This is a genomic window from Mesorhizobium sp. M0060 (assembly GCF_040323155.1).
Classification (GTDB): Bacteria; Pseudomonadota; Alphaproteobacteria; order Rhizobiales; family Rhizobiaceae; genus Mesorhizobium.
In genome coordinates, this window is the sequence record NZ_JAMYUP010000021.1 from 73,650 (window position 1) to 99,608 (window position 25,959).

Here is a 25,959-nt window from a genome sequence, read left to right on the forward strand (position 1 = left end):
TCAGACGGCCCAGCAACTGCAGCCGAGCGCGCCGAAAAAACCCTTGAGGTCGGACACCGGCAGCTTCGAAAGCCTGGCGCCGGCATGATTGTGACCGTGCACGCCGCATGCGGATGAACAGCCGCACGAGGTGATCGCGGTTCTTCGCAGCGAATGGCGCCCGATACCGTCCGCCTCGCCCCAGGCGCCATAGCCGCCGAAGACGCGGACCGGTGACCAGTCCGGCATCGCGGGCGGAACGGCGCTCTCGTCGAGATCGGCGAAATCACCAACGCCATAGACCACCTTGCCTCCAACAATAGTGAGTTCCGAAGTAAGAAACGAAATCTCTTCCTCGGCACAGGCGAAGAAATCCTTGTCGGGGACAATGAGGTCGGCGAGATGCCCTTTTTCGATCCGGCCTCTCTTGCCCTCGTCGTTCGAGAACCAGGTGACATTCTCGGTCCACATGCGAAGAGCCGTCTCGCGGTCGAGGCAGTTGCGGCGCGGATAGATCCGCATGCCACCGACCGTGCGCCCCGTGACCATCCAGGAGAGCGAGACCCATGGGTTGTAGGAGGCGACGCGGGTGGCGTCGGTGCCGGCCGAAACGCGGACACCCCTCTCCAGCATCTTTGCGATCGGTGGTGTCGCCTCGGCGGCGCCCTGGCCGTAGCGTTCGACGAAATATTCGCCCTGGTAGGCCATGCGATGCTGAACGGCGATACCGCCGCCCAGCGCCGCGACCCGGTCGATCGATTCCTCGGAAATCGTCTCGGCGTGGTCGAAGAACCAGTTCAGGCCGTCGAGCGGAATATCCTGGTTGACCTTCTCGAAGACGTCGAGCGCCCGGCTGATGGTCTCGTCATAGGTGGCGTGCAGCCGCCAGGGCCAGCGGTTTTGCGCAAGGATCCGGACGACTTCCTCCAGGTCGCCTTCCATTTCCGGCCGCATGTCCGGACGCGGCTCGCGGAAGTCCTCGAAATCGGCGGCCGAGAAGACGAGCATCTCGCCCGCGCCGTTGTGGCGGAAATAGTCCGTCCCCTGTTTGTATTTGACCGAGGAGGTCCATTTGAGGAAGTCGTCCTTCTCCTCCTTCGGCTTCTGCGTGAACAGATTGTAGGCGAGACGCACCGTCATGAGGCCGTCATCGGCGAGCTTCTGGATAACCGCGTAATCGTCTGGATAATTCTGGAAGCCGCCGCCGGCGTCGATGACGCCGGTCACGCCGAGCCGGTTCAGTTCGCGCATGAAATGGCGCGTGGAATTGACCTGGTAGTCGAAGGGCAGCTTGGGGCCCCTGGCAAGCGTCGCATAGAGGATGCCGGCGTTCGGCTTGGCGAGCAGCAAGCCGGTCGGATTGCCGGCCGCATCGCGGGCGATCTCGCCGCCGGGTGGGTTCGGCGTTTCCTTGGTGTAGCCGACGGCGCGAAGGGCTGCGGCATTGAGAAGAGCGCGGTCGTAAAGATGGAGAATGAAGACCGGCGTGTCGGGGGCGATAGCGTTGAGTTCCTTGATGGTCGGCAGGCGTTTCTCGGCGAACTGGAGCTCGGTGAAGCCGCCGATCACCCGCACCCATTGCGGCGGCGGGGTGATTTCCACCTGCCGCTTCAGCATCGCCATGGCGTCGGCAAGCGATCGGACGCCGTCCCAGCGCAGTTCCATGTTGAAGTTCAGGCCGCCACGCACGACGTGAGTATGGTTGTCGATCAGCCCGGGCAGCACGCGCTTGCCCTTGAGGTCGACAATCCTGGTCCTGGTGCCGCCCAATGCCATGATATCATGGTCGCGGCCGACGGCCAGAACCTTGCCGTGCTCGATGGCGACGGCGCTCGCGGCCGGATTGGAACGGTCAAGCGTAGTGATCAGCCCATGATGCAGGATCAGGTCTGCCGTGGTATTTTTGTCCATGATTCATTGTCTCGCAAGTTTGGAAATCAGCCCTGCGCGCTCGTGTCCGCACGTTGGCTTCCCGGCGACTCGGATGGCAAGCCGCCTTGCGGCAAATGCCCGAATACATGGGGGCGCACCTGATGCAGCCATGAAAGAGCCGCGGGCTCGCTGCGCCACATGTTCTTGATCAGCGGCGGAAGCTGTTCGCCGATGAGAATGCCAAGAAGACCGACAAGTGCGATGATGGGTGGGGCCGGAGAGCGGACGTTCAACAGTCCATAAATGATGCCCACCAGAAGGCCGGCGGCAAGCGAGATGACATAGGCTTTCATGGGGCGCTCCAGGAGAACGGAAGGGATTGTCGGAGTGCCGCCGGGGAAATCGCCGGCACCACTCCGGACGGTTCAGCCTTCGTGGGCGCCGAGCATGGTCTTGGCATAGATGACGCCGAGGCCGTAAGCGCCACCAAACGTCTTGGCGATGCCGGTCGTCAGGCCATAGGTCTCGCCGCGTGCCCAGTCGCGCTGCAGCTCCAGCAGGTATTGGAGCGATGTCATAGGCCGCACGCCGGCCTGGATCATCCGTTGCATGGCGCGCTCATGCGCTTCGTCGGAGACATCGCCGCAAGCGTCTGCAATCACGTAGACTTCGAAGCCCTGATCGAGCGCGGACAGCGATGGGCCGACGATACAGACGCTAGTCCAGAGGCCGCACATGACGAGACGATTTTTGCCAATCGCATTGACTTGCTTGATGACGGCGGCGTCCTCCCAGGTATTCATAGAGGTACGGTCGAGCAGCGCCTGGCCGGGAAAAGTAGCTGTAATCTCGTCGAACATCGGTCCCGAGAAGGTCTTCTCGGCAACAGTGGTTAGGATCGTCGAAACTCCGAAACCGGCGGCGGAATGGGCGACCAGCGCGGCGTTGTTGCGCAGCAGGACGGCATCGATCGACTTGGTGGCAAAGGACATCTGCGACTGGAAATCGATCATGATCAGCGTGTGGTCTTTCGGCGAAATCAGCTCTGAACCGGGTGTCGGAGTGGCATTCATCGGCATGGTCGTCCTTGTCTGAAATGGATTGACGTTCGGTGCAAAGCCTGACCGGCAGAGCATTCTGCGCTTGCGCCTCTCCCTCGAGAGCGTCGGGAAGCTTCGTTTTCCGTAAGGCACATTTGATCACGGCTCCAAATTCAAGGCTTGTAGGAAGCCTCCGCGCTTTTGACGTTTCTCGCAGGATTGCCGACGGTTCAGCAGAGGCTGCTTCGAGGCATCGAAGCAGCGCGTCGCTCAAACGGCAGCGAGCTGCGCCTGCCCCCCCCGATGACGTCAAGGCCGCTCGCCGCGGTTGGCTGGTTCAATCGCATGGGCGTTAATTCACATGTCGATCATGCATGAGACGTCAAAATGCCCAGTGCTTTGTACAAGCACCGAGCGCCGGCCCGTGATCAAAGCATGCTCTCGTAAGCAGCGCCCAGCGTCGGGAAGGTTGAACTCGCCGCAAGTCCCTCTCGCCATCTCGCAAGCTGCTTGAGAGAGGAAGATTCATGACGACAGTCCGGACCCCATGGTCACCGCAAAGCAGATTGTCTCGGTCATTCCGTCCCTGCCTTGCTCGTGCAGCCTGTTCTGCCGCCGTGCACATCCTTCTTCGTGTGTGCAACTCGATACGGCTCTCCAGGAGAGCAGGGGCGCTCGCGCGAGCAATTGCGCTTGGCCTGTTCGCAAGCCAGCTCACTGCATGCATTGCAGCCTTTCCGCGGGACAGCGTCCCACAGCAATTTGCGTCGGCGGCCGAGCCGCCCGGCTATCAAAACAACATCCGGGTCTGGGGCGATTCCTATGCCAGCTATCCGGCCGGCCGACTTGTCAGGCTGCGCGACGAGAGACTGAAAGCGTCGAAGGCCGATCCGTCCATAAAGATGAGAGAGCTCAACGCTCTTACTTTGTCGGGCGGTGGCAGCAGCGGCGCCTTCGGAGCGGGGATTCTTGCCGGCTGGGCTAAAGCTGGAACCAGACCAAAGTTCGACATCGTTACCGGGATCAGCGCAGGTGCGCTCATAGCGCCCTTTGCTTTCCTGGGGCCAGCCTATGATGGCGAGCTCAAGGATGGCTTCACCGAGGTCAGCGACGCCAATATCTATACAAAGCACAGTTTGCTCGGAGCGCTCTCCAGCGGCTCATTCACCAGCAATGCGCCGCTCGCCAAGATGCTCGACGAACACATCACCGACAACATGCTTGCGGCGATCGCCAGCGAGTACGCCAAGGGACGCCGCCTGTTTATCGGCACGACCAACCTCGATGCCGACCGGGCCGTCATCTGGGACATGGGAGCCATTGCAGCGAGTGGGCGGCCGGATCGCAGGAAGCTGTTCAACGAGGTCATCCTCGCCTCAACGTCCGTTCCCGGCATCTTTCCACCCGTCAACCTGGAGGTGACCGCAGCCGGCAGGACCTATCACGAGATGCATGTCGACGGTGGCACCGCCAACGAGGTCTTCCTGATGCCGGCCGGACTAACGCTCGGCGAACTCGACAAGACCTTCCACACCAGGGTCAAGGGGCGGCTGTACGTGATCCGCAACGGTCGAACCACACCGGAGTACAGCTCGGTCAAAGCCGGCCTGCCGAATATCGCCGAGAAGGCTGTCTCGTCGCTCATCAAGACGCAAGGCATCGGCGACCTCTATCGGCTCTACGCAATCGCCGAACGGGATGGGATTGACTTCAGCTCCATAGACATCCCCGCAGACTTCACTGTCGAAGCGAAGAGCCCGTTCGACAACAAGTTCATGCGGGCGCTGTACGCAAAAGGCTACGAAATGGGCCGCGACGGCGTCCCGTGGAAAAAGACACCGCCAGGATTTTCCAGATGAGCCTGCTGTTGAAACGACCCGATGACAATCGCCATCAGGCATTGTCCAGACCAGATGATTGGAGACCCAGGTGTCGGACATGTCGCGTGACCCGATAAGCAAGACATCGGATTCGAGTGACGAGTCATTGTCGCCCGGGACCGGGGCGCCGGTGGCGCGTCTTGACGGTCTTGGAACTCCGGACCGAAGCCTTGGAAGCCCTCAACCTGAATTGCAGCAACCGGATCTTGGCGCGTCAGTCCAACTCGCCGCCGCTGAGCCGCCCAGAACCTCGAAAATGGCGGCGATCATCGTTGCGCTCACAACGCTGGCGATCGTCGGTTTGTCATTGTGGTATCTCGTTCAGCCGCAGCCGCTGCTGGTGCAAGGTGAAGCCGATGCCACGCGCATCGATATCGCGGCTCGTATCGATGGCAGGATCGGACAGCGGCCGGTTTCGCGTGGCGACAATATCACGGCCGGGCAACTGCTGGTGGCGATCGATAATCCGGAGCTGTTGACGAAGCTCAGCGAAGCGCAGGCAGCAAGGGTCGTCGCTCAGGCGGACTTCACTCGCATCCAGGTAGGCACGCGCGCCGAGGAGGTTGCGGAACGCAAGGCTGAGGTCGCGTCAGCGCAGGCCAATCTAACGCTTGCCCAGCAGACCTACGACCGGGTCAAGCAGGTCACCGAGGGCGGCTTCGAATCGGTCGCAAAGCTCGACGAGGCGACCGCGTCGCTGGACGTGGCAAAGCGAACCCTGGAGCAATCAAAGCTCGCCTATCAGGAAGCTGTCGCTGGCCACACTGCCGAGGAGCGCGGTGTGGCCCAAGCTGCCGTCGCCAAGGCCGAGGCCGCGATCGCGACCTTGCAGGCGCAGGTCAATGAGATGACCGTCAAAGCGCCTATTGCGGGGCAGGTCTATCAGGTCGGCGCGGAGCTCGGCGAATATGTGTCACCCGGAGTGCCGTTGCTCTCGCTGGTGGACCTCAGCGATGTCTGGGTGGGCTTCGATCTTCGCGAGGACCTGATCAAGGATCTGAAGGTGGGGGACCGGTTCACGGTCAGGATCCCTGCTCTCGGTGACATGCCTGTAACCGTCGAGGTGCGGACCATCGCCACACGCGGCGAATATGCCGGATGGCGCGCAACGCGCGCGACTGGCGACTTCGACCTCAGGACCTTCGAGGTGCGGGCCTATCCAGTCGACAAGCTCCGCGACCTCAGGCCCGGCATGAGCGCCTACGCGGATTGGAAGGGGGCGCACTGATGCCGAGTGTGCGTCGTTCCGGCATTGTCGATGTCGCTGTCCGCGAGGTGGCCTGGATCCGCCACGACAAGGTTGCCCTGCTGCTCGTCATCGTCATCCCGCTGATTGCTTTTGCGATCCTTGCCGCCACATTCAGCAATGCGGTCATCCGGGATCTGAGGGTCGACGTGGTCGATCAGGACAGGTCGAAGACGTCCGAGACCTTCGTGCAGGCGATCAGCTCGGCACCGGGCGTCACCGTGGCGAGACGTTCCTCCGATCTCAATGGCGCCATGCATGCCGTTCGCTCCGGCGAGGCCATTGCCACGGTCTATATCCCCGAGAATCTCGAACGCGACATCGCAGGGGGGCGCCGGCCGCAGGTCGTGGTCTTCTTCAACAAACAGTTCTTCACGCCTGGCAACGTTGCCTCGAGTTCGCTGCAGGCGGCGCTATCGGCAGCCATTGCCGACCTGCCGGCAGAACCACGCACCGCCACCTTCACGCTTGGTCCGCTTGTCGTCGAACAATACGTCCTCACCAATCCCGCGCTGAACTATGTGCAGTTCCTTTTGCGAGCGATCCTGCCGACCGTGCTCCATATCGTGATCGCAATTTCCGCCGGCTATGCCGTCGGCTCCGAGTTCCAGTCACGCAATATGCGCGAATGGCTGGCGACGGCCGGGGATAGCATGCTCATCGCGCTCGTCGGCAAGCTGGCGCCCTATTTCGGCATCTTTCTCGTCATGATGGCTGTCGGGCTCGGGATCATTCACGGCATTTTCGAGATACCCTTTCGCGGCGACCCTGTGCTGGTGGCCGCCGGTGCTTGCCTGCTGATCATTGCTTATTTGTCGTTGGGTGCGCTGCTGCAGCTTCTCGTCAGGAACCTTGCCCTCGGTCTCAGCCTGACCGGCATCATCTGTTCGCCAGCGTTTGGCTTCGCCGGCGTCGGTTTTCCCGTCTTGGCCATGAACATCTTCTCCCGTGCCTGGGGGGCAATGCTGCCGCTGCGCTGGTACATCCAGATCCTGTTCGACCAGGCGGCCCGTGGCGTACCGGCAGGGGATTCCGCCGAGCCTTTCATGATGCTGGGCGGATTGGCGGTCATCTACTTCAGCCTGGCCTGGCTGAGGCTGCGATCTGTTGCTCGGCATCCGCGGCCAAAGCCAATCGAAGCCCCCCAACAAGACAGGCCGGGAAGGATCGGCATTGTTCGAGCATTCATCGACGAACATCGCTGGATCATCCGCGACCGCATGGCCTTCGGTCTGATCGTCATGGCGCCGATCGTTTACGGCGTGTTCTACCCGCAACCCTATCTCGGCCAACTTATCAAGGACGTCCCTATTGCCATCGTGGATGACGATTCCTCCGACGTCAGCCGTACGATCATCCAGGCAGTCAATGCCGACGAAGCGGTGAAGGTGCTGCTTCGGCCGACGACGTTGGCCGAAGCGCAGGCCGCGCTCGCACGCCGGGAGGTGTTCGGTATCCTGGGTATTCCGGCAGGAACTGAACGCGACATCCTGAAGGGCGATCAGGCCAGACTGCCTGCCTATGTCGATTCAGCCTATTTCCTCCTCTACAATCGGACGCTGCAGGGTATTCAGGAAGGCGTGGGCGCGGTCACAGCAGATCTTGCGGCGCGCAGCGCCCGCTCGAATGGCAGCCTCTACCGCGCGGCTCTCGTGCAAAGCTCGCCTGTAGAGATTTTGAACCAGCCGCTTTTCAATCCCACCGGCGGTTATGGCAGCTACATCGTTCCAGCCGCCTTTCTGTTGATCCTGCAGCAGACGCGACTGATGGGCTCGGCCTCGGTGGCCGGGATGGCCTATGAGCAGGGCGGCCGCAGCGCTCGCCGCCGTCGTGGCACCGTGTCAGCAGTGACTGGTCAAAGCCTCGCGCACCTGCTGCTTGCATTGCCGGGCCTCGCGCTGTTCCTCATCGTGCTCCCCAGGGTCTACGGCTTCTCGGCAAGCGACCGCGTGCTCGACCTGGTCGTGCTGGCCATCCCCTTCATCCTCTCGGTCAGCCTGCTCGGCCAGTTCGTTGGCAACTGGTTCAAGCGGGGCGAAACGGCGGTTCTCCTGTTCGTCGCGATCAGTCTTCCGATCTTCTTCCTGGTTGGCGTCGCATGGCCGCTGGAAGCGATTCCGCCGATGCTTCGGACGGCCAGCCTTATCCTTCCAAGTACCTTCGGCATCGATGGCCTGGTGCGGGTCAACCAGATGGGAGCGACTCTGACGGACGTCTGGAAAGACTGGATGGGGCTGTGGGTGCTGACAGGCGTTTACGCTGTCCTTACTATCGCCTCATCCAGAATCGCCGCGGGTTGGAGGGTGCCCGATGCTCGCTAGACCGCGATATGGTTTTGCAATCGCATTGGCCGCGGCAGGCACGATACTATGCAGTGCCAGGCAAGCGTCGGCAGAGCAGGCAAAGCCACCGATCGCCGGCATGGTCCGGCAGACCGAGATTCGCATCGCACCCGAGACGACGGGGCGACTGGCGACGATAGTCGTCATTCCAGGCCAGCGTGTCCACAAAGGCGATCTTCTTGCCGTGCTTGACAACCCCGAACTGACAGCAGCCGTTGGTGAAGCCAAAGCCGCTGCGTCGAGCGCCAAGGCAGAGCGGGATCGGGTGTATTCGGGCGTGCGGGCGGAAGAGGTGGCAATCGCCACCCAGGCCGTCCAGACGGCGCAAGCCAATCTTCTGCTCGCCCAGCAGCGCTATGACCGCGCATCGGCACTTGCGGGCAAGGACTTCGCCAGCAAACAAACGCTCGACGACAGCACGGCGTCGCTTGCAAAGGCGAAAGCTGACCTTGATCTCAAGCGGGCGCAAGTCGCCGAGGCAAGTGCTGGTCCCACCGCCGAGGAGCGTGCTGTGGCCGATGCCCAAGTGGTGTTGGCCGAGGCGACAGTCGCGGAGCTCCAGGCCCAATTGGACAAGACCAGACTGACCGCGCCGACGGACGGCACAATAGGCATTCGCGTTGGCGAGCCCGGCGAGATTATTGGTCCGGGAAAGCCGGTGATGACGTTGGAAGCGGAAGGTCAGGTGTGGTTCGCTTTCACGCTGCGTGAGGACGATCTGCACCAAATGGCGCTAGGCAAAACCGTAGCGCTGACGGTGCAGGGCGGGCGCCAGATCGAGGCTCGCGTGACGGAACTGCGCCCTCTGGGGGAATTCGCAACCTGGCGCGCGGCCCGCGCCGTCGGGAGCCATGATCTCAATTCCTTCCGACTGCGCCTTGATCCAAACGGCAGTGCTGGAAGGCTGGAGCCCGGCATGACCGTTTGGCTCACCACCCAACCGTAAGACTTGAAGGGTCGTCGGATGAGGTCGGTCGTGGGCGCGACAAGAAGACCCGGAAAGCGGCCGTCGGCTTTGAGCGCCATATTCAGAAGGGCAATCGTCTGCGACCTTCCCGTAGGGGTGGTAGATCGGAACGGATCAAAGGTGTCCGCCAGGCTCGTCTTCTTCAACAAGCAGTTCTTCGCAACCGCAATGTCACCTCCAACTCGATTCGGTCGGCAGTTTCAGCCGCCGCCGACCTCAGTGTAGGTCCGCACAGCGGCGCTCTCACACTAGGTCCTCTTGTCGTCGAACAATACGTGCTCCCAATCCCATGGTTACCTACGCACCCCTATCCGAAATCATCGCGGATCCCATCGTCCAGACTGGCGTGCTCACCACGCTGGGCGCATTGGTTACGCGCATTCTGCTCCGCAACCGACCGACCCTCCGCTTGGTCGGCCAACTGGCGTTCTTTTTGGCGCTCACTGCGCTGCTGCTATACCACGGGATCATCCCGTATGAGGTTGATCCGGCCGACATCTCTAGGGTGCAGCGCGTATTCACTGGCATCGTCAAGGTGATCTGGTGGATCAATGCCGCATGGTCGCTGATCGGCGTGGTCCGCGTATTTCTCATTCTCGATCACCAGCCCCGTGAGGGACGGCTTCTTCAGGATCTTGTCGTAGGCATCATCTACGTGACAGCGGTCCTCTCGATCATCGCTTACGTATTCAACGCCCCGGTCGGAACACTGATAGCCACATCTGGCGCCGTCGCTATTGTCCTCGGCCTTGCCTTGCAGAACACTCTGGGGGACGTCTTCTCGGGCGTAGCGCTCAATCTCGCCAAGCCTTACGGAATCGGCGACTGGCTTGTGCTGAGCAATGGCTTCGAAGGCAAGGTTGTGGAGATGAATTGGCGGGCCACCCATCTTCTGACCGGTGCAAACGACCTGGTGGTTGTCCCCAACGGCGACCTCGCGAAGGCAAGGTTGACCAACCTCAGCAGTCCCGAGCGGAGCCACGGGGTAACACTGACGGTCCGGTTCCGGCCAACCACAGCGCCGTCCACGATGGCCGATGTGATGCACTCGGTTCTCTTGAGCAGCAATTCGATCCTGACACGACCGGAGCCGAGTGTGCAAATACTGTCGCTGGACGGAGGTGCAGCGGAACTGGAGCTTGCTTTCAGGGTTGCGGACAGGGCCCTCGCCGGCAAGGCAAAGAGCGAGGTCTTCGACCTGATTTTCCGTCATGCCAAGGCGGCCGGGCTCACTCTTGCTGCGCCCATGGAAGCTGTTGGCTCCGCATTCTCGGAATCGAATGGGGTTGAGATGCCGTTCGGTTTCCATACCACGCCACGGCGACTTCTGGACGCGATCCCCCTGTTTGCCCCGCTGACCGAGGATGAGAAGGAAGCGCTCGCTTCGACGATGACACGCCGGACCTTCCGAAAGGGAGAAGCCCTCGCAAAGCAGGGGGAGGTGCTGAAGTCGCTGATGATCGTGCGCAGCGGCGTCGTAGCCGTAAATCGGCGCGAGGGCGCGCGCGAGATGGAACTGGAGCGTCTTGCGCCGGGTGACTGCTTCGGCGAAGGCGGTCTTCTGACGGAAGCCGGCGAGTTCGGCGGCATCAAGGCTCTCACTTTCGTGGTCGTTTATGAGATCACACAAAAGGGCCTGGCGCCGCTGATGCGGGATCGCCCCGCAATCGCCGACGAGCTGGCCTTGCTTCTCTCGAAGCGGAACGCATCAGAGATGCTTCGGCTCGGCCGAGGCGACGGGGCGAATGCCACGACGACGATGCCGCCGCTGCGGGCGCGTATCAGGCACCTGTTCAATCTCTGACTTCGACCAACCAATCCTTGGTAGATGGCGCGTCTAACCTCAAACAGCAGCAATCCTGCGAGAAGTGTCCAAAGCGCAGACGCTTCCTACAAGCTTTGAATAGTTTGCCGTGATCAAATGCTACTCACGGAAAACGAGACGGCCGAAAGGCCTGCCTTCGCACAAACTCGGAGGTCCCAATGTCCAATCAAGGTTTCAAACTGGTTAAGTCACGTTCTGATTTGGCGCGCATCAAAGTGATTGGGGCGGCACTCGTACTAGTCGCCATGTTCTCCATACCCGCGGCGGCGGAGGCTGGATCGCCTCTGTGCGCCTCGCGGCCGGAAATTCTGAAGCAACTTTCCACACGATTCAAAGAAGCACCCGTTGCCCTCGGTCTGGCTAAAAACGGCTCAGTCGTCGAAGTGCTGACCAGCGACGACGGCGAGACCTGGACGATCATGGTCAGCCAGCCGAACGGCCCAAGCTGCCTAGTCGCGGCCGGCGAAGGCTGGGAAGAATTGAAGCGGGTCGGCGCCAAGGGCGAGCGCGGCGCCTGATCGCGTGGATCACAAAAGAAGGAACGCCAAGATGGTTGACGTCTATTCCCGCGAAAGCGCACCGCGACATAAGTCGCGGTCCGGTATCGTCCCGATTGCTCAGCAGCTTTGGTCAGAGCAGGCATCTGACCTCGGATCGCACGCCGTTGCCCGCAGGGTGCGGGCCACGCGCCCTGACGACGCGCACGGCATCCCGCTGGCATTCCTGTCGCGGTTCATCGTTCTTCAGGCAATTGGCGCCGCCGCAATGGCCGGCCTGTGGGTCGTCGGCGTTGCCGGCAAGCCGTTCGCTGGCAACAACGGGTTTCTGTGCTGGTTGATCGTAGCCATCGGCGCCCTGGGCATTCTGTGCGTCTTCTTTCGGCGCTGGCGCGATGTCGATTGGCTGGCGACGCATGTGGTGCGGATCGGGCTGCTTGGAACCGTGGTTGGGCTCATCGTCGCCTTCTCCGCGGCGCGCGCTGGCGGCTCGGCCGACCCCAACGCAATCCGTTCGATGATCGGGTCGGTGATCGACGGCATGTATGTCGCGCTCTATGCGACGCTGCTCGGCATAGCCACGAACCTGTGGCTCAAAATCAATCTTCGACTGCTCGGTAACTTCGATGGATGAGGAAACTCTCACCGTATGGCTCGACACCGCTCTGTTGATGCTCGGCGGCTTCGTCCTCATGACCACACTCATGATGACGGTGATGAACCCGCCGGCCAAGGCGAGCGAGACCGATGGCGTCACGGCGCCCGGAAACGTCACCGTCGAGACACAATGGCCCGACAAGCTCGACGCCGATGTAGATCTGTGGGTCCAGGCGCCCGCCGATGTGCCGGTCGGCTACTCCAACAAGAGCGGCAAGGTGTTCGATCTGCTGCGCGACGACCTCGGCATGGCGCAGGACATGACCGACTCCAACCATGAAGTCGCCTATTCGCGAGGAGCTCCCGCGGGCGAATACGTCGTCAATGTTCACATGTATCGCGGCGTCAACGTTGCATATCCAATCCCGGTGAAGGTAATCGTCAGCGTAAAGTCCGATTCCACCAAGTCGTCCGCGCCGCTGGCCACAACGACGGTCCAGCTACGCAAGCCGAACCAGGAGCTTACCGCCCTGAGATTCCGGCTCGATTGGACCGGCCAACTGGTGCCAGGCAGCATCAACAGCATCTTCAAAGCCTTACGCGTGGCGGCCACCCAATGATGATCGCTCCCGTCATCTTCGCCCTGCTGCTCGGCGCGTTCATCTTCGTCATCCTGCCGCATGCAGGCATTGCCCGCCGCGCCCTCTCGGTCGGCATCTTCCTGACGCTGATCGCCGTCGTCTATGTCGGCGCGAGCGAGCTTCTTGGCCGTCCGAAGCCGTTGACGCTCGAGTGGCGCGACACGGCAAAAGCTCAAGTGGTGGGCGCCGTCCCGGTTGAGAACGAAGCCATCTACGTATGGCTCACGACGCCCGGCTCGACTGAGCCGCGCTTCTATGTGCTGCCATGGAGCCAGCAAGCCGCGCAACAACTTCAGGATGCGATGGGCAAGGCGGAGGCCGACGGCACTGGGGTTGAGATGAAGATGCAGACCGCCGACGCGGGTCTCGATACCCGCGAGCCGATGTTCTACGCTCGGCCGCAACCGGCCCTGCCGGCAAAGGACTATACGAGCGTCGTTAGCCCACTCGTTTCCAAGTGAGTCATTGACACGATCTCGGCGGCAAGCATTCGAGCTAATGTTCCGCGAGTTCGTTCCGGGCGCGTGCGTCGCCAAGGCATTCAATCATATTGACGTTCAGGTCCTGCCGGAGCCGCCGGTATCGAGTAGCCAGCGGGTCCTGTTCGACTCGTGCGATGATGTCGACGCGGAGGCCAAGATTCGCAAGATCATCGAAAGGACCTTGGCGGGCTCGAAAGGGCGGACCACTGGCCGGGCTACCGTTCGTTCACTTGCGGCCACCAATTTTATCAAGATCTGACGGTCAACGGCGTCGGGCCAAGCTCGAGATCGGTCGGCCTCGGGCGCCTGTTGGCACTCCAACGGCGGGTGCGAGCTGGCCATGGGATGCTGAGGTAGGCCGAACCGAACGGCCAGAAAGATCCTGCGAGAAACGTCAAAAGACCAGATGCTTCGTACAAGCCCTGAATCTTGAGGCGTGATCAAATGCAACTCTCGGAAACCAGACTTCCCGAAGCTCTCGATGGAGAGAAGCCATGGCCGACAATCTCGATATGACGACCGGGCAGCGCGTCACTGATGACAATATTGCCCTGCCGCCAGTTCCTGACCCGCGCGTGTTGCTTGCTTCCATTGTTCACGATTTCAACATATTGCTGACGCCGATCGTGTCCGTCCTGGAGGAGATGCAAAGTCGCGGGGTCGTAACTGCACGGCAACTGAAAAGGATTGACGGAGCGATTTATTGTGCTTTTCGCGCCAAGACGTTGGCGCGGCAACTGCTCGATTTTGCGAGCCCCCGACCACTCAATCTTGCTGCGGTCGATGTCGGTCGGCTTCTGGAACGGCTCGAGGCACCGTTTGCAAGTTTGTTGTCGACGCATTTTCGTCTTGACCTCGACATCGCGGAGGGTCTCCCCAAGGCTTGCATCGACCAGCAGCTGATCGAGCGGGCGTTGCTCAATCTCGTTTTGAACGCCCGTGACGCGATGCCGGCCGGCGGACGTGTGACGATCGCTGTTGCGCAGGATTGCCCGTCCAGCAGTCGGGCGTGGGGAAGCGGCTCGATGATCCGTCTGACAATCTCAGACTGTGGCATCGGCATGGATGAGGCGACCCTGAAAATGGCGGGGGAACCCCATTTCTCGACCAAAACAGACGGAACAGGCCTCGGCCTGGCGACCGTCAAGCAACTCATGGAACGCCAAGGTGGCGGGCTGTCGGTCGCCAGTGCGCCTCATCGCGGCACCACCATCGATCTGTGGCTGCCGGTGATGTCAGCGTCATTCGCCGATTAGCCTTGTCGATCAGCCGGCCTAAAGGAGACGTGCGATGGATGTCCGCATTCTAATCACCAAAGTTGCTTCGAGCACTCGTGATTTCTTCTGGCCGCGCTACCGACCAGAGCTGTACTACATGCGGGGCGCCGGGCCGGCTACTGCTCGCCGTGCCGTCATGGTTCGTTCGGGCCAAGTGCTGCCAACGCTGCGCGAAGAGCAGCGGCAGTCTCTCCTGGCGGCGCGCTGCTACTCGCCTGGACAGCGCTGCGCTTGGACCATCGGGCGCTACCCTGCGGACATTCACTTTGATCCGAGGATCCGTTGAGCCCGCCACCGTCGGAAGGCCGCAAGTGCGTTCCGCTCGATCGTGACCCAATCATTCCAAACACAAAACCAGCATTGGAGTAATCACCACTCTTGCTGTCGCAACCCTCCTCCTTTCAGACGGAGCTGTCTTTGCTGCAAGCGATCACTATGGGTCGCAAGATGTGCAAAGACCTGCGACAATGTCCGACCCGACATATACCTTCTCCAACGAGATCGGCACTGCTGGCGGCCAGAAGCCTCCGGCAACCAAGGACGAATACGGCCGCGGTCCTTGGGGCAGGTAATCTTTGAACGAACCTGGGAGGGCCGGGTCACCCTCGGCCCTCCTCGCCGAATAGGCTACGCAAGCACGCTAAGGTGATGCCTCGTTTGGCGCCGCGAGCATTTCGTATGCCAGGGGCTGCCTGCCGGGCGAACGACTTCTTGGATCGGGCGCGGCCGAATGTGGCAGGCCGCTTCGGGTCGCAGCAAGTCTTTACAAGAAACAGGGCAGTCCACGAGCTATTCGATTTGCATGGTCGTCAGATCGGCCAGCTGCAAGATCCCCCGGCTAATCATGAGGTGATGAGCGATGTTGGCTGAGACTGGTCCCTCCGAAAATGCCGCCGACGGTGGTGGCTCACGCACCATGCGCCCGCGAGTCGTAATCCTAGGCGCCGGTTTTGCCGGAGTGGCAGCGGCGCGGGCCCTCAAGAGATCCGATGCGGACGTTGTTCTGATCGACCGCCGCAATCATCATATCTTCCAGCCACTGCTCTATCAGGTGGCGACCGCGGTGCTTGCACCGTCCGAGATCGCGGCGCCGATCCGGCAGTTGGAAGCGAAGCAAGCCAATTTGAATGTGATGCTCGCCGATGTAGTAGATGTCGATTCGACTCATCGCACGATCGATGCCCTCTTTCCCGGGATCGGCATCCGCAAGGTACGGTTCGATGTGCTAGTGGTCGCCACGGGCACGCGTCCGAGCTATTTCGGCCACGACGAATTCGCAGCCTTTGCACCGGGGATCAAGAATCTCGCTGACGCCGAGATAATTCGAACCAAGATCCTCAGCGCGTTCGAAATGGCAGAGGCGACCGACGATGAGACCGAGCGCGCCCGCCAGATGAACTTTGTGCTCGTCGGGGCCGGACCGACCGGTGTCGAACTTGCGGCATCGATTGCACAAATGGTGAGGATCACACTGCGTCGGAATTTCAGGCAGATCGATCCGGCAACCAGCACGATCACCTTGATCGAGGGAGGAGATCGGGTTCTTCCGAGCTTTGCTCCGTCACTGTCGAAAAAGGTCGCCAGACACCTCGCCAAGCTCGGCGTGAAGGTTGCGACCGGCGTCAAGGTGGATCGTGTCGACGCCCAGGGTGTGATCGCGGGCGGCGAAAGAATTCCAAGCGCGACCGTTTTGTGGACGGCAGGCATGGCCGCATCGCCGATCATCCAGCTGCTCGGCGCCAAAACGGACCGAGCGGGCAGGGCGCTGGTCGAACCTTTCCTCAATTTGCCGGGCCAGCCGAACATATTCGTGGTCGGCGACGCCGCGTCCATACAGCAGGACGGGCGACCCGTACCCGGCGTCGCGCAGGCAGCCATCCAGCAAGGGCGCTATGTGGGACGAGTCATCTCCGATCAAATCAAAGGGCGCGAACCAAAGCGGGCGTTTCGATACCGAGACAAGGGCAACATGGCGGTCGTCGGCAAGAACTTCGCCATCCTGGAGGCCGGTCATCTGAAAACGGCTGGCTTCCTGACCTGGTTTATATGGGCTTTCGTTCACCTGTTGGCTCTACCCCAGCTTCAAAACCGCTGGCGGGTTCAATCGCAATGGCTGTGGTCGTATCTGACCGGCCAGCGCAGCTCGCGGCTGATCTCCGAAACGCCGCGACCCACAAATGCCGCGGTCACGACCAAGCAAACCACGGCGCCGTGATCCGTCTGGCGCGCGAAAGCGACGATCTCTCAAGTCAGCCACGCCGCTGTCGGACGTGAGTTCGCCTGGCCAACGGCGACTTCTTTGCCTCTGCGCTTGCGGGGGTTTGCGAGGGAGTCGCGCTACCGTATGTTTGTCGAAATCAAGCGAATTGCTGGGCGCTATTCCTTTGCCATTTGGCAGTCTGACTTGCCGCCGAGACAAACAAGCCGGCGCACGTCGATCAAATCCAGCGACGACCGGTCCCGATAAGCTCCTGCTGCAACCGATTGAAGTGCGCGGCAGCTGGTAGGAGCGCGGCAATGACCAAGAAACCCACGACCGACGATCGTTCTGATCGAGCGACGCTCACAGAAGCCGCCAACCATCTGACGAATGGCCTGATTGATCAACTGCACGACATCCTCGAACACACCGCGCAGGAAAATCTGAGAAGCGCACGAGAATGCGGCCAGACGGCGCTCAATGTGATGCAGGCCGCGGCGGTGCTCAGGACGGTCCACGGCTATGCCTGCATGACATCCAGGCGGCTCCAGCAGATCGCGTCGCTCATGCAGTTGGGGGAGGGGGCGGGTGACAGACCTGAGCACCTCGAATTCTGTGACCGCGAAGGCCCCGGCTGCGCGTGCGAGATAGTGTGCAGATACAAGCCGAAACACCTTCGTACGGAGGGCGAGAAGGCGTTCGCCGACGCCGAGCGACAGAGCCGTCAGTTCTTTCAGAACCAACCGCCGAATGGATAGCGCGAACCAAGCTCACGTTTCGAGCCTGAAAACATGGCCTTGCCGGCAAGCAAGCTCCGTCCGTCAGGGCCAGCCGTCTTCATCCTCACTGCCAAACCGTGCTCCTGGGCGTTGCAAAGTCACTGGGTCAACCTGATTTTTGATCCCGTTCGTGGACGGCAGTTCACGTCGCGCCCACGTACAAATCAACGCTGGAGGCGCGCCAAATCGGGCACAGGCGTCCTACCCGCCGCAGAGTTCTCCAAGAAGAAGCCGCCGGCTGAAGCCATAGTCCTACTCACACTTTATTCCGAGAGATCGGACAATCGAGCAGGAGAGCGAGAATGGCAGTGGCAATCGCAACCAAGGAAGACAAGCAGGCCAAGCCTTTGCCGGCGCCAAACAGCGACTTCTACCAGCTTGTCGATGTCCTGACCCCCGACGAATTGGCGGTGGTCAAGAAGGTGCGAGCCTACATGGAGAGCAAGGTCCAGCCGATTATCAACAAATACTGGTCTGATGATGCGTTTCCCTTCGAGCTGCTGCCTTCGTTCAAGGAGCTGGGACTCGGCGGGCTCGGATACGAGGGCTATGGCTGTGCCGGCGGCAGCCAGAAGCTGTTCGGCTTCGTCGCTATGGAGTTGGCACGCGTCGACGCTTCGTTCTGCACCTTCTTCGGCGTGCACAGCGGTCTCGCCATGGGCTCGATCTATCTCGACGGCTCTGAGGAGCAGAAGCAGAAGTGGCTGCCGCCGATGGCGCGCTGGGAAAAGATCGGCTGCTTCGGCCTTACCGAGCCATTGGTCGGTTCGGGCACGAGCGGAGGGCTGACCACGACCGCCAAGCGCGAGGGCGACACCTGGGTGCTCAATGGGCAGAAGCGCTGGATCGGCAACGCGACGTGGTGCGACGTTTCGATCATCTGGGCGCGTGACCTTGCCGACAATCAGGTGAAAGGCTTCATCGTCGAGAACAAGACGACGCCGGGATTCAGCGTCGAGAAGATCGAGCACAAGATCGCGCTCAAGGTCGTTCAGAACGGCGTGATTACGCTGAAAGACGTCCGCGTGTCGGAAGCCAACCGCCTGCAGGGCGGCAACTCGTTCCGTGATACCGCGCGCGTGTTGCGGATGACGCGCTACATGGTCGGCTGGGCATCGACCGGCATCCAGATGGGCGCGTTCGAAGCAACACTGAAATATACGCAGGAGCGTCTGCAGTTCGGCAAGCCGATCGCTTCATTCCAAATGGTGCAGGATATCCTCGCCAAGATGCTCGCCAACCTGACCGCGTGCCAGTGCCTGATGGTCCGCCTGGCGCAGATGGATGACGAAGGCAAGCTTGCCGACCATCACGCCTCGCTGGCCAAGGCGTTCTGCACGGCAAAGTCACGCGAGACGGTTGCATGGGGGCGTGAACTGCTCGGCGGCAACGGCATCGTTGCCGACTACAATGTCGCGCGCTTCTTCAACGACGCCGAAGCGCTCTACTCATACGAAGGCACCTACCAGATGCAGAATCTGATCGTCGGTAAAGCCATTACCGGCCTCGGCGCATTCGTGTGAGCAGCGGCGAGCCAGGGTCGCTCCCCCCACCCTGGCTCGCCCCCCCTTTCCTGAACAGGAGATTCATCATGGCCGTGGAAACGGCGGGCCTGGCGCTCGCAAACGTGCTCTATGCGAAGAAGGGCAGCATTGCCTACGTCACCGTCAATCGCCCAAAGGTCCTCAACGCGCTCAACACGCCGACATGGTCGGATTTGAGAAAGGCCTTCGAGGACGCTCGCGACGATGTCACGATACGCGGCGTCATTCTGACGGGTGCCGGCGATAAGGCTTTCATCGCCGGCGCCGACATCAGCGAGCTCGCGCAGTTGTCAGCGTTCGAGGCTGAACAGTCCAGTCGCTTCGGGCAAGGGGTACTGGACCTCGTCGAGAATCTTGGCAAGCCGGTGATCGCGGCTGTGAACGGATTTGCGCTCGGTGGCGGCTGTGAGACGGCGATGGCCTGTACCATCAGGATCGCGGTGGAAACGGCGCGGTTCGGCCAGCCGGAAGTCGCACTGGGCCTGGTGCCCGGTGGTGGCGGAACGCAGCGACTGCCGCGGCTCGTCGGCAAGGGCCGCGCCCTTCAGCTCATCCTCTCGGGCGAGATGATCACGGCGCAAGAGGCGTATCGAATCGGGCTGGTCAACGAGATTGTTCCGGCCGCCGAGTTGATCACACGCGCCGAGGCCGTCCTGCACAAGATCGCCTCCAACGCTCCGATTGCCATCAGGTTCGCGCTCGAGGCGGCAAACAAGGGGATGGAGACGAGCCAGGGCGAAGGCCTGCTGCTCGAGGCCTCCTACTTCGGGCTCTGCGCCGCAACCGAGGACAAGAAGGAGGGCACGGCCGCCTTCCTCGAGAAGCGCGCGCCACAGTTTCGTGGGCGCTGAAGACCCCGACGCACACGGCAATTCAGAAAGGACAAACCATATGGCAACCGACAACATTTTCGCCGGACTGAAGGTGGTGGACCTGGCCAGCTTCATCGCGGGGCCAGCCGCTGCGGTGATCCTGTCCGACTTCGGCGCCGACGTCATCAAGGTCGAGCCGCCAACCGGCGACACGTGGCGGATTGGATACAGGGTTCCGCCGCAGCCGCAATCAAAAGACAACTATCCATGGCATCTCAACAATCGCAACAAGCGCGGACTGGCGCTCGATCTGAAGTCGCCGCAAGCGCAGGAAGTTTTGCGGCGGCTGGTCGAATGGACGGACGTTCTAATCGTCAACACGCCGCATCCGGCTCGCGAAAAACTCAAGCTCGGCTATGACGATGTCGCGGCGTGGAACCCGCGGCTGATCTATGCGGACGTTACCGGCTATGGCGACAACGGGCCTGACGCCCAGCTCCCGGGATTCGACCTTACGGCGTACTGGGCCCGAAGCGGCCTGCTGTCGCTAACGCGCGATGCGGGTGCCCCGCCGACATTCCCGGTCACCGGAAGTGGTGACCATGCGACGGCGGTCATCCTTTATTCGGCAATTGTCACCGCACTGTACCGGCGCGAACGCACCGGAAAGGGCTCGTACGTCACCACTTCGTTGCTCGCCGCTGGCGTCTGGGCCTCTGCGGTCATGGCACAGGCCGCGCTTGCCGACGCCACGTTCTTCCCGTTGCATGATCGCGCCAATCCGCCGAACGCGACCTTGAATGTCTATCGGGCGGCCGACGAGACATGGTTCTTGATCGTGCTGACACCCGACAAATGGCCGGCTCTGGCCAATGCGATCGGTCGTCCGGATCTCTTGACGGATGCCCGTTTCGCGGACCCAGCGAAACAGGCAGCGAATTCAGGGCAACTCACGGCGATCCTGGATCAGATCTTTGCCGCGCAGCCGATGGCCCATTGGCGCGAAGTCTTCGAACAGGCCCACCTCACCTTTGGCGTGGTGCAGGCGCCCACCGACGTGATCAAGGATCCGCAGCTCAGGGCGAATGACATCGTCATGCCGCTCGATGGCGCTGGTGGGAACCTCAAATTCACGATTGGCAGCCCCCTGCAGGTGCATGGCGTCCCCAAGGCTCCGGCCCGACGCGCGCCAGAGCTCGGCGAACACAGCGAGGAAATCCTCGAGCAGCTCGGCTTCGACACGAGCGATATAGCCGCTCTGCGCACCAGCGGCACCGTGCCGAAGGCACCGGGACGCGCCGCGTAGAGCGAGGTTCGCACCATACCGAGCTAAACGATCATTGCACGGAAATTGAAGACGATGGATGACATAGTTACGGAATGGTCCGACGGCGTACTTCGCATTGAACTCAACCGGCCGGAAAAGAAGAACGCGCTGACTTCGAGCATGTACGCGAAGCTCGCCGATATCTTCAATGAGGCGGGCAAGGACGACAGTGTCCTCGTCGTGCTTTGGCACGGCGCAGGGGATGCTTTCAGCGCCGGCAACGATATCCAGGACTTTCTGAAGAATCCTCCAGGTCCTGGAGAATCCAGCCAGGCCCGACTCATGAATGCACTGGCCGATTTCGACAAGCCGATCGTTGCGGCTGTGCGCGGCGCCGCGATTGGAAGCGGAACGACGGTGCTGTTGCACTGCGACTTCGTCTACGCAGGCGAAAGCACCAGATTTCAGATGCCTTTCATCAACCTTGCCGTGGTGCCTGAATTTGGCTCGAGCTACGCCGTTCCGGCTGCGATCGGGCACATCCGCGCGGCCGAGTTGATTCTGCTGGGATCGGCATTCGATGCCAGGCGCGCCACGGAGTTGGGATTGGTCACGCAGGTCGTGCTCGATGAGAACCTACTGCCGGTGGCGACCGAAACGGCGCGCAAGCTGGCAGCGAAACCGGCTGGTGCGCTGCAAGCGTCCAAGCGACTTCTGAAGCGTCCCTTTCGTGAACAGACCAAGGCGGCGATGCAGGCCGAGAACGATGCGTTCAGCGTGCATGTCCGCTCCGAGGAGGCGAAGGAAGCGCTGACGGCCTTTATGGAAAAGCGCCCTCCTGACTTCACCAAAACCAGGAAACCTCCAGCGGCCGCATAGAGCCATTCCCGGCGAACAAACATCCAGAGATGCCACAGCTCGGCATCGCGGCCCTGAGCTATGAAAGGAAAGAGCCATGAACGACGCTTCCGCGACGAAGTCGAAATCAATATCGGGCAGCAGGGACACGGTCGGCCGACTGTTCGTTCTCGAGCTGAGTGGCGACCGTATCCATTCGATGAGCCCGGACGGCTCCGACCGGAAGGTGATCGTCACTGGTTGCCATCTGCCCGACGGCATCGTGGTCGATGTCGAGGCCGGCCATATCTACTGGACGAATATGGGAGTGCCCTACCTTGACGACGGGTCCATAGAGCGTGCCGACCTCGATGGCAGCAATCGCAGGGTCATCGTCCCCCAGGGCATCACACACACGCCCAAGCAGCTCCATTTGGAGAAGCGGAGCGGCAAGCTCTACTGGTGCGACCGCGAGGGCATGCGGGTGATGCGCGCAAATCTCAACGGCACAAATGTCGAGACCCTGGTCCAGACGGGCGAGGGCGAAGACGATAGCCGTGACGCCACCAAATGGTGCGTCGGTATCACGGTCGATCCCGTGCGTGGGCAAATCTACTGGACGCAGAAGGGTCCGGACAATGCCGGCCTCGGCTGCATCTTCCGGGCGAGTATACACCTGCCTAAGGGGGAGGACGCCGCCAGTCGAACGGACATCGAAACGTGGTTCGACGAGCTGCCTGAACCGATCGACCTCGAGCTCGATCTCGAAAGCCGCGTCCTCTACTGGACGGATCGCGGCAATCCGCCGGCCGGCAATACCGTCAATCGTGCCTCGATCGATGCGCCGGCCAGGAATGGATACGCACCGGAGCTCGTCGTCAGCGATCTGATGGAAGGCATCGGTATCGCGCTCGATGTTCCCGGCGATCGGATGTTCGTCACCGACCTCGGTGGCTCGGTCTATACCGCAAAGCTCGATGGCTCCGAGAAGCGTACGTTTCTCTTCGCCCAAGGCAATCTGTCCGGCGTCGCATACGCCGAAATTCCCTCGAAGGAGAAATGACCATGGCTGGCAGCAAGCAGATCTCTCAGGTCACCATCATAGGTACGGGTGTTATCGGCGCCAGCTGGGCGGCACAATTTCTTGCAAAGGGCCTCGATGTCGTGGCGACAGACATCGCTCCCAATGCGGAAGCTTCATTGAGACGCTTTGTCGACGCGGCCTGGCCCGCGCTCGACAGGCTGGGGCTCGCTCCCGGCGCCTCGCCGATGCGGCTGGCCTTTACCGCCGACATGTCGGAGGCCGTCAAGGGAGCTGATCTCGTCCAGGAGAACGGACCGGAGCGGATCGACTTCAAGAAAAAGCTGTACGGTCAGCTCGACGAACTGCTGCCGTCCGATGTGATCATCGCCTCGAGCTCATCGGGCCTGACAATGAGCGAGATCCAGTCCGGCTGCCCGCACCACCCGGAGCGCTGCGTCATTGCGCATCCGTTCAATCCGCCCCATCTGGTTCCGCTGGTCGAGATCGTCGGCGGCGCGAAGACGTCCGAGGAGACGATCCGGCGCGCTTCGGAATTCTATACGGCTCTGGGCAAGAAAACGGTCCGGCTGCACAAGGAAGTGCCCGGGCATGTCGCCAACCGGCTGCAGGCTGCGCTTGCCCGCGAGGTGTATCATCTGGTTGGCGAGGGCGTCGTCAGTGTCGCCGACGTCGACACCGCGGTCTCCTGGGGACCGGGACTGCGGTGGGGCATCATGGGCCAGGTCCTGCTCAATCATCTCGGCGGCGGCCAAGGTGGCATGGAGCATTTCCTGCAGCAGTTCACCGGTCCGATGACGGCCTGGTGGAAGGTCCTGGGTTCGCCCGAGCTGACACCGGAGCTGCAGCAGAAGCTGATCGACGGCGTTCGCGCCGAGGTGGGCTCGCGGTCGATCGACGACTTGGCCGGAGAACGAGACGAGGTTCTCCTTGGTCTTCTGGAATTGCGCAACAAGGCGGCTGAGGAAGCGTCGCAGTCGAGAAAGGCCGATCGCGTCGCGTAGAGACCGTCATTAAACCATTTGGCCGGCGTCCTCGCCATCGAGCGCTGACGCGTGACATATCCCGAGGACGCCGCCATGGTCGGAAGACTTATAGAAGTCACCAAGTCCGCCTATCAGTATCCGCTGCTCATCAAGCAGCTGTGGCATACCCCCCTGCTGCAGGCGCCCGATCAGGAGATCGTCTATCGTGACCTGAGACGCTTCACCTACCGCCAGTTGCGCGAGCGCATCGGGCGGCTCGCATACAGCCTCGACAGGCTTGGTGTCCGCGCCGGCGACACGGTCGGTGTGCTCGACTGGGACAGCAACCGGTTCCTGGAGGCCTACTTTGCCGTTCCAATGATGGGAGCTATCTTGCAGACGGTGAACGTCCGCCTGCCGCCGGAACAAATCGCCTATACGATCAAACACGCGGGCCCGTCGGTGCTTCTCGTCAACGACGACTTCGTTCCGGTTCTCGAAGGTATCAAACAGCAACTGCCCAAGGTGAAGACGCTGATCCTGATGTCGGATCGCGCGGCGCCCCAGACCGGCGGGCTTTCGTTTGCCGGCGAATATGAGGACCTGCTGCTTGGCGCTTCGCCCGACTACAGCTTTCCGGACTTCGACGAGAACACCCTTGCCACCACCTTTTATACGAGCGGGACAACGGGTTCGCCGAAGGGCGTCTACTTCAGCCATCGCCAACTGGTTCTGCATTCACTCGCCGAAATGGCTTTCCTGGGTAGCGCCGCAAAACAAGGCCGGCTTTGCCGCGACGACATCTACATGCCGATCACCCCGATGTTCCACGTGCACGCCTGGGGGTTTCCGTGGACCGCGACGCTTTCCGGCGTCAAGCAGGTCTATCCGGGACGCTACGATCCCGCTTTTCTCCTCAAGCTGATCAAAACCGAAGGCGTAACCTTCACGCATGGCGTGCCGACGATCCTGCAGATGCTGCTCGGCGCGGCCACGGCGGCAAACACCGATCTCGCCGGCTTGAAGATGGTGGTCGGAGGTTCCGAACTGCCGAAGGGGCTTGCCAAACAGGCGCTTGCGCTGGGCGTCGACGTCTATGCCGGCTACGGCATGTCGGAGAGTGCACCACTGCTTTGCCTGGCACAGGTGAAATCAGCGGACCTGACTGGCCATTCGGAGAAAGAGATCGATATCCGAACCAAGGCCGGCATGCCCGCGCCACTGGTCGATATCCGTTTGGTCGGCACGGACCGCAGCGAATTGCCTCATGACGGAAAAACTGCTGGCGAAATCGTCGTGCGTGCGCCGTGGCTCACGCAAGGATATGTCGACAACGCCGAAGCGTCCGAGCAGTTGTGGGATGGCGGCTATCTGCACACAGGCGACATCGGCGTCATCGAGCCAAGCGGGTACGTTCGGATCATCGACCGGATCAAGGACGTGATAAAGACCGGCGGTGAATGGGTGTCATCGCTGCAGCTCGAAGATCTCATTTCGCAGTGCAAGGGTGTGTCGGAAGCTGCTGTCATCGGCGTCAAGGACGGTAAATGGGGAGAGCGACCGCTGGCGCTCGTCATCAGGGACGCCCACACAGGCGACGATCTCAACGACATGCAAATAAAGGCGCACCTGAAAGCCTTCATCGATGGCGGTGTGATTTCGAAATTCGGAATCCCGGACAAGATCGTGTTTGTCGATGCGCTCCCCAGGACAAGCGTCGGGAAATTCGACAAAAAGAAGCTCAGAGAGAAATACGGCGAACGCTAGTTCATTTACAACAGCGCCAGGATGCCGCAGGGCAGCGCGGCGCCGCAGCTTCGGCAATCCGTTTTTCTCTCCACAGGCGAGGGCGACTCGCCCTCCTCTTT

General features: G+C 61.3%; 24 protein-coding genes. 21 read left to right on the forward strand and 3 right to left on the reverse strand.

From position 1 onward, the window contains the following. The 3 genes from NKJ94_RS20745 to NKJ94_RS20755 all read right to left on the reverse strand — a co-directional run bounded on the left by NKJ94_RS20745 (nucleotide 1) and on the right by NKJ94_RS20755 (nucleotide 2,924). On the reverse strand, nucleotides 1-1,890 hold the full coding sequence (locus NKJ94_RS20745) for an amidohydrolase (RefSeq protein ID WP_352527366.1): 1,890 nt from the start codon (nucleotides 1,888-1,890) through the stop codon (nucleotides 1-3). 26 nt (nucleotides 1,891-1,916) lie between these two features. Then, the gene (locus NKJ94_RS20750; RefSeq protein ID WP_352527367.1) at nucleotides 1,917-2,204 is read right to left on the reverse strand and encodes a XapX domain-containing protein; all 288 of its coding nucleotides are present in this window, start codon (nucleotides 2,202-2,204) and stop codon (nucleotides 1,917-1,919) included. A gap of 72 nt (nucleotides 2,205-2,276) precedes the next feature. Further along, nucleotides 2,277-2,924: a hydrolase gene (locus NKJ94_RS20755; RefSeq protein WP_352527368.1), complete on the reverse strand. Its 648-nt coding sequence runs from the start codon at nucleotides 2,922-2,924 to the stop codon at nucleotides 2,277-2,279. 584 nt (nucleotides 2,925-3,508) lie between these two features. Between NKJ94_RS20755 and NKJ94_RS20760 the strand changes: the two genes are divergently transcribed. The 21 genes from NKJ94_RS20760 to NKJ94_RS20865 all read left to right on the forward strand — a co-directional run bounded on the left by NKJ94_RS20760 (nucleotide 3,509) and on the right by NKJ94_RS20865 (nucleotide 25,858). Further along, the gene (locus NKJ94_RS20760; protein WP_352527369.1) at nucleotides 3,509-4,750 is read left to right on the forward strand and encodes a patatin-like phospholipase family protein; all 1,242 of its coding nucleotides are present in this window, start codon (nucleotides 3,509-3,511) and stop codon (nucleotides 4,748-4,750) included. A gap of 277 nt (nucleotides 4,751-5,027) precedes the next feature. After that, nucleotides 5,028-5,999 carry an HlyD family secretion protein gene (locus NKJ94_RS20765; protein WP_352527370.1) on the forward strand — a complete coding sequence of 324 codons (972 nt, stop codon included), beginning with the start codon at nucleotides 5,028-5,030 and terminating at the stop codon, nucleotides 5,997-5,999. Next, nucleotides 5,999-8,338 (forward strand): ABC transporter permease, encoded by a 2,340-nt coding sequence (locus NKJ94_RS20770; RefSeq protein ID WP_352527371.1) that lies wholly within the window; start codon nucleotides 5,999-6,001, stop codon nucleotides 8,336-8,338. The genes NKJ94_RS20765 and NKJ94_RS20770 overlap by 1 nt, the downstream gene beginning before the upstream one ends. After that, nucleotides 8,328-9,305, forward strand: a complete 978-nt coding sequence (locus NKJ94_RS20775; protein WP_352527372.1) for an HlyD family secretion protein — start codon at nucleotides 8,328-8,330, stop codon at nucleotides 9,303-9,305. Before NKJ94_RS20770 ends, NKJ94_RS20775 begins: the two co-directional genes overlap by 11 nt. 310 nt (nucleotides 9,306-9,615) lie before the next feature. Then, a complete protein-coding gene (locus NKJ94_RS20780; RefSeq protein ID WP_352527373.1) occupies nucleotides 9,616-11,130 on the forward strand; it encodes a cyclic nucleotide-binding domain-containing protein in 1,515 nt (504 codons plus the stop codon). Nucleotides 11,131-11,309: 179 nt separating this feature from the next. Then, on the forward strand, nucleotides 11,310-11,669 hold the full coding sequence (locus tag NKJ94_RS20785; RefSeq protein WP_352527374.1) for a hypothetical protein: 360 nt from the start codon (nucleotides 11,310-11,312) through the stop codon (nucleotides 11,667-11,669). 31 nt (nucleotides 11,670-11,700) lie between these two features. After that, nucleotides 11,701-12,282, forward strand: coding sequence for a MotA/TolQ/ExbB proton channel family protein (locus NKJ94_RS20790; RefSeq protein ID WP_352527375.1), 582 nt, complete (start codon nucleotides 11,701-11,703; stop codon nucleotides 12,280-12,282). After that, nucleotides 12,275-12,865: a DUF2135 domain-containing protein gene (locus NKJ94_RS20795; RefSeq protein WP_352527376.1), complete on the forward strand. Its 591-nt coding sequence runs from the start codon at nucleotides 12,275-12,277 to the stop codon at nucleotides 12,863-12,865. Before NKJ94_RS20790 ends, NKJ94_RS20795 begins: the two co-directional genes overlap by 8 nt. Continuing rightward, nucleotides 12,862-13,347 carry a hypothetical protein gene (locus NKJ94_RS20800; RefSeq protein WP_352527377.1) on the forward strand — a complete coding sequence of 162 codons (486 nt, stop codon included), beginning with the start codon at nucleotides 12,862-12,864 and terminating at the stop codon, nucleotides 13,345-13,347. The genes NKJ94_RS20795 and NKJ94_RS20800 overlap by 4 nt, the downstream gene beginning before the upstream one ends. Nucleotides 13,348-13,384: 37 nt before the next feature. After that, nucleotides 13,385-13,627, forward strand: a complete 243-nt coding sequence (locus NKJ94_RS20805) for an NAD(P)-binding domain-containing protein (protein WP_352527378.1) — start codon at nucleotides 13,385-13,387, stop codon at nucleotides 13,625-13,627. 235 nt (nucleotides 13,628-13,862) lie between these two features. Next, nucleotides 13,863-14,624, forward strand: a complete 762-nt coding sequence (locus tag NKJ94_RS20810) for a sensor histidine kinase (protein ID WP_352527379.1) — start codon at nucleotides 13,863-13,865, stop codon at nucleotides 14,622-14,624. A gap of 34 nt (nucleotides 14,625-14,658) precedes the next feature. Then, on the forward strand, nucleotides 14,659-14,931 hold the full coding sequence (locus tag NKJ94_RS20815; protein ID WP_352527398.1) for a hypothetical protein: 273 nt from the start codon (nucleotides 14,659-14,661) through the stop codon (nucleotides 14,929-14,931). Nucleotides 14,932-15,504: 573 nt separating this feature from the next. Further along, nucleotides 15,505-16,860, forward strand: a complete 1,356-nt coding sequence (locus NKJ94_RS20825) for an NAD(P)/FAD-dependent oxidoreductase (RefSeq protein WP_352527380.1) — start codon at nucleotides 15,505-15,507, stop codon at nucleotides 16,858-16,860. A gap of 302 nt (nucleotides 16,861-17,162) precedes the next feature. Then, on the forward strand, nucleotides 17,163-17,603 hold the full coding sequence (locus NKJ94_RS20830; protein WP_352527381.1) for a hypothetical protein: 441 nt from the start codon (nucleotides 17,163-17,165) through the stop codon (nucleotides 17,601-17,603). Nucleotides 17,604-17,926: 323 nt separating this feature from the next. After that, nucleotides 17,927-19,147, forward strand: coding sequence for an acyl-CoA dehydrogenase family protein (locus NKJ94_RS20835; RefSeq protein WP_352527382.1), 1,221 nt, complete (start codon nucleotides 17,927-17,929; stop codon nucleotides 19,145-19,147). After that, entirely contained in the window at nucleotides 19,144-20,019 is an 876-nt protein-coding gene (locus NKJ94_RS20840; RefSeq protein ID WP_502900659.1) for an enoyl-CoA hydratase-related protein, read from the forward strand. The genes NKJ94_RS20835 and NKJ94_RS20840 overlap by 4 nt, the downstream gene beginning before the upstream one ends. A 40-nt stretch (nucleotides 20,020-20,059) precedes the next feature. Further along, the gene (locus NKJ94_RS20845) at nucleotides 20,060-21,286 is read left to right on the forward strand and encodes a CaiB/BaiF CoA transferase family protein (protein WP_352527383.1); all 1,227 of its coding nucleotides are present in this window, start codon (nucleotides 20,060-20,062) and stop codon (nucleotides 21,284-21,286) included. A 54-nt stretch (nucleotides 21,287-21,340) separates the two neighbouring features. Then, nucleotides 21,341-22,126 carry an enoyl-CoA hydratase gene (locus tag NKJ94_RS20850; RefSeq protein ID WP_352527397.1) on the forward strand — a complete coding sequence of 262 codons (786 nt, stop codon included), beginning with the start codon at nucleotides 21,341-21,343 and terminating at the stop codon, nucleotides 22,124-22,126. 76 nt (nucleotides 22,127-22,202) lie between these two features. Further along, the gene (locus NKJ94_RS20855) at nucleotides 22,203-23,147 is read left to right on the forward strand and encodes a 3-hydroxyacyl-CoA dehydrogenase (protein ID WP_352527384.1); all 945 of its coding nucleotides are present in this window, start codon (nucleotides 22,203-22,205) and stop codon (nucleotides 23,145-23,147) included. A 2-nt stretch (nucleotides 23,148-23,149) separates the two neighbouring features. Further along, complete coding sequence (locus tag NKJ94_RS20860; protein ID WP_352527385.1) at nucleotides 23,150-24,130, forward strand: 3-hydroxyacyl-CoA dehydrogenase NAD-binding domain-containing protein; 981 nt, start codon at nucleotides 23,150-23,152, stop codon at nucleotides 24,128-24,130. Between the two features lie 75 nt (nucleotides 24,131-24,205). Next, complete coding sequence (locus tag NKJ94_RS20865; RefSeq protein ID WP_352527386.1) at nucleotides 24,206-25,858, forward strand: fatty acid--CoA ligase; 1,653 nt, start codon at nucleotides 24,206-24,208, stop codon at nucleotides 25,856-25,858. Nucleotides 25,859-25,959: the final 101 nt, after the last annotated feature.

Excerpts from the sequence above, each read along its gene's own strand:
- NKJ94_RS20755 (WP_352527368.1), bottom strand. The coding sequence starts at position 2,924 with ATGAATGCCACTCCGACACCCGGTTCAGAGCTGATTTCGCCGAAAGAC.
- NKJ94_RS20765 (WP_352527370.1), top strand. The coding sequence starts at position 5,028 with ATGGCGGCGATCATCGTTGCGCTCACAACGCTGGCGATCGTCGGTTTG.
- NKJ94_RS20860 (WP_352527385.1), top strand. The coding sequence starts at position 23,150 with ATGGCTGGCAGCAAGCAGATCTCTCAGGTCACCATCATAGGTACGGGT.
- NKJ94_RS20865 (WP_352527386.1), top strand. The coding sequence starts at position 24,206 with ATGGTCGGAAGACTTATAGAAGTCACCAAGTCCGCCTATCAGTATCCG.
- NKJ94_RS20750 (WP_352527367.1), bottom strand. The coding sequence starts at position 2,204 with ATGAAAGCCTATGTCATCTCGCTTGCCGCCGGCCTTCTGGTGGGCATC.
- NKJ94_RS20780 (WP_352527373.1), top strand. The coding sequence starts at position 9,616 with ATGGTTACCTACGCACCCCTATCCGAAATCATCGCGGATCCCATCGTC.
- NKJ94_RS20805 (WP_352527378.1), top strand. The coding sequence starts at position 13,385 with ATGTTCCGCGAGTTCGTTCCGGGCGCGTGCGTCGCCAAGGCATTCAAT.
- NKJ94_RS20855 (WP_352527384.1), top strand. The coding sequence starts at position 22,203 with ATGAACGACGCTTCCGCGACGAAGTCGAAATCAATATCGGGCAGCAGG.
- NKJ94_RS20825 (WP_352527380.1), top strand. The coding sequence starts at position 15,505 with ATGTTGGCTGAGACTGGTCCCTCCGAAAATGCCGCCGACGGTGGTGGC.
- NKJ94_RS20775 (WP_352527372.1), top strand. The coding sequence starts at position 8,328 with ATGCTCGCTAGACCGCGATATGGTTTTGCAATCGCATTGGCCGCGGCA.
- NKJ94_RS20800 (WP_352527377.1), top strand. The coding sequence starts at position 12,862 with ATGATGATCGCTCCCGTCATCTTCGCCCTGCTGCTCGGCGCGTTCATC.
- NKJ94_RS20815 (WP_352527398.1), top strand. The coding sequence starts at position 14,659 with ATGGATGTCCGCATTCTAATCACCAAAGTTGCTTCGAGCACTCGTGAT.
- NKJ94_RS20795 (WP_352527376.1), top strand. The coding sequence starts at position 12,275 with ATGGATGAGGAAACTCTCACCGTATGGCTCGACACCGCTCTGTTGATG.
- NKJ94_RS20810 (WP_352527379.1), top strand. The coding sequence starts at position 13,863 with ATGGCCGACAATCTCGATATGACGACCGGGCAGCGCGTCACTGATGAC.
- NKJ94_RS20850 (WP_352527397.1), top strand. The coding sequence starts at position 21,341 with ATGGATGACATAGTTACGGAATGGTCCGACGGCGTACTTCGCATTGAA.
- NKJ94_RS20785 (WP_352527374.1), top strand. The coding sequence starts at position 11,310 with ATGTCCAATCAAGGTTTCAAACTGGTTAAGTCACGTTCTGATTTGGCG.
- NKJ94_RS20745 (WP_352527366.1), bottom strand. The coding sequence starts at position 1,890 with ATGGACAAAAATACCACGGCAGACCTGATCCTGCATCATGGGCTGATC.
- NKJ94_RS20845 (WP_352527383.1), top strand. The coding sequence starts at position 20,060 with ATGGCAACCGACAACATTTTCGCCGGACTGAAGGTGGTGGACCTGGCC.
- NKJ94_RS20835 (WP_352527382.1), top strand. The coding sequence starts at position 17,927 with ATGGCAGTGGCAATCGCAACCAAGGAAGACAAGCAGGCCAAGCCTTTG.
- NKJ94_RS20830 (WP_352527381.1), top strand. The coding sequence starts at position 17,163 with ATGACCAAGAAACCCACGACCGACGATCGTTCTGATCGAGCGACGCTC.
- NKJ94_RS20790 (WP_352527375.1), top strand. The coding sequence starts at position 11,701 with ATGGTTGACGTCTATTCCCGCGAAAGCGCACCGCGACATAAGTCGCGG.
- NKJ94_RS20770 (WP_352527371.1), top strand. The coding sequence starts at position 5,999 with ATGCCGAGTGTGCGTCGTTCCGGCATTGTCGATGTCGCTGTCCGCGAG.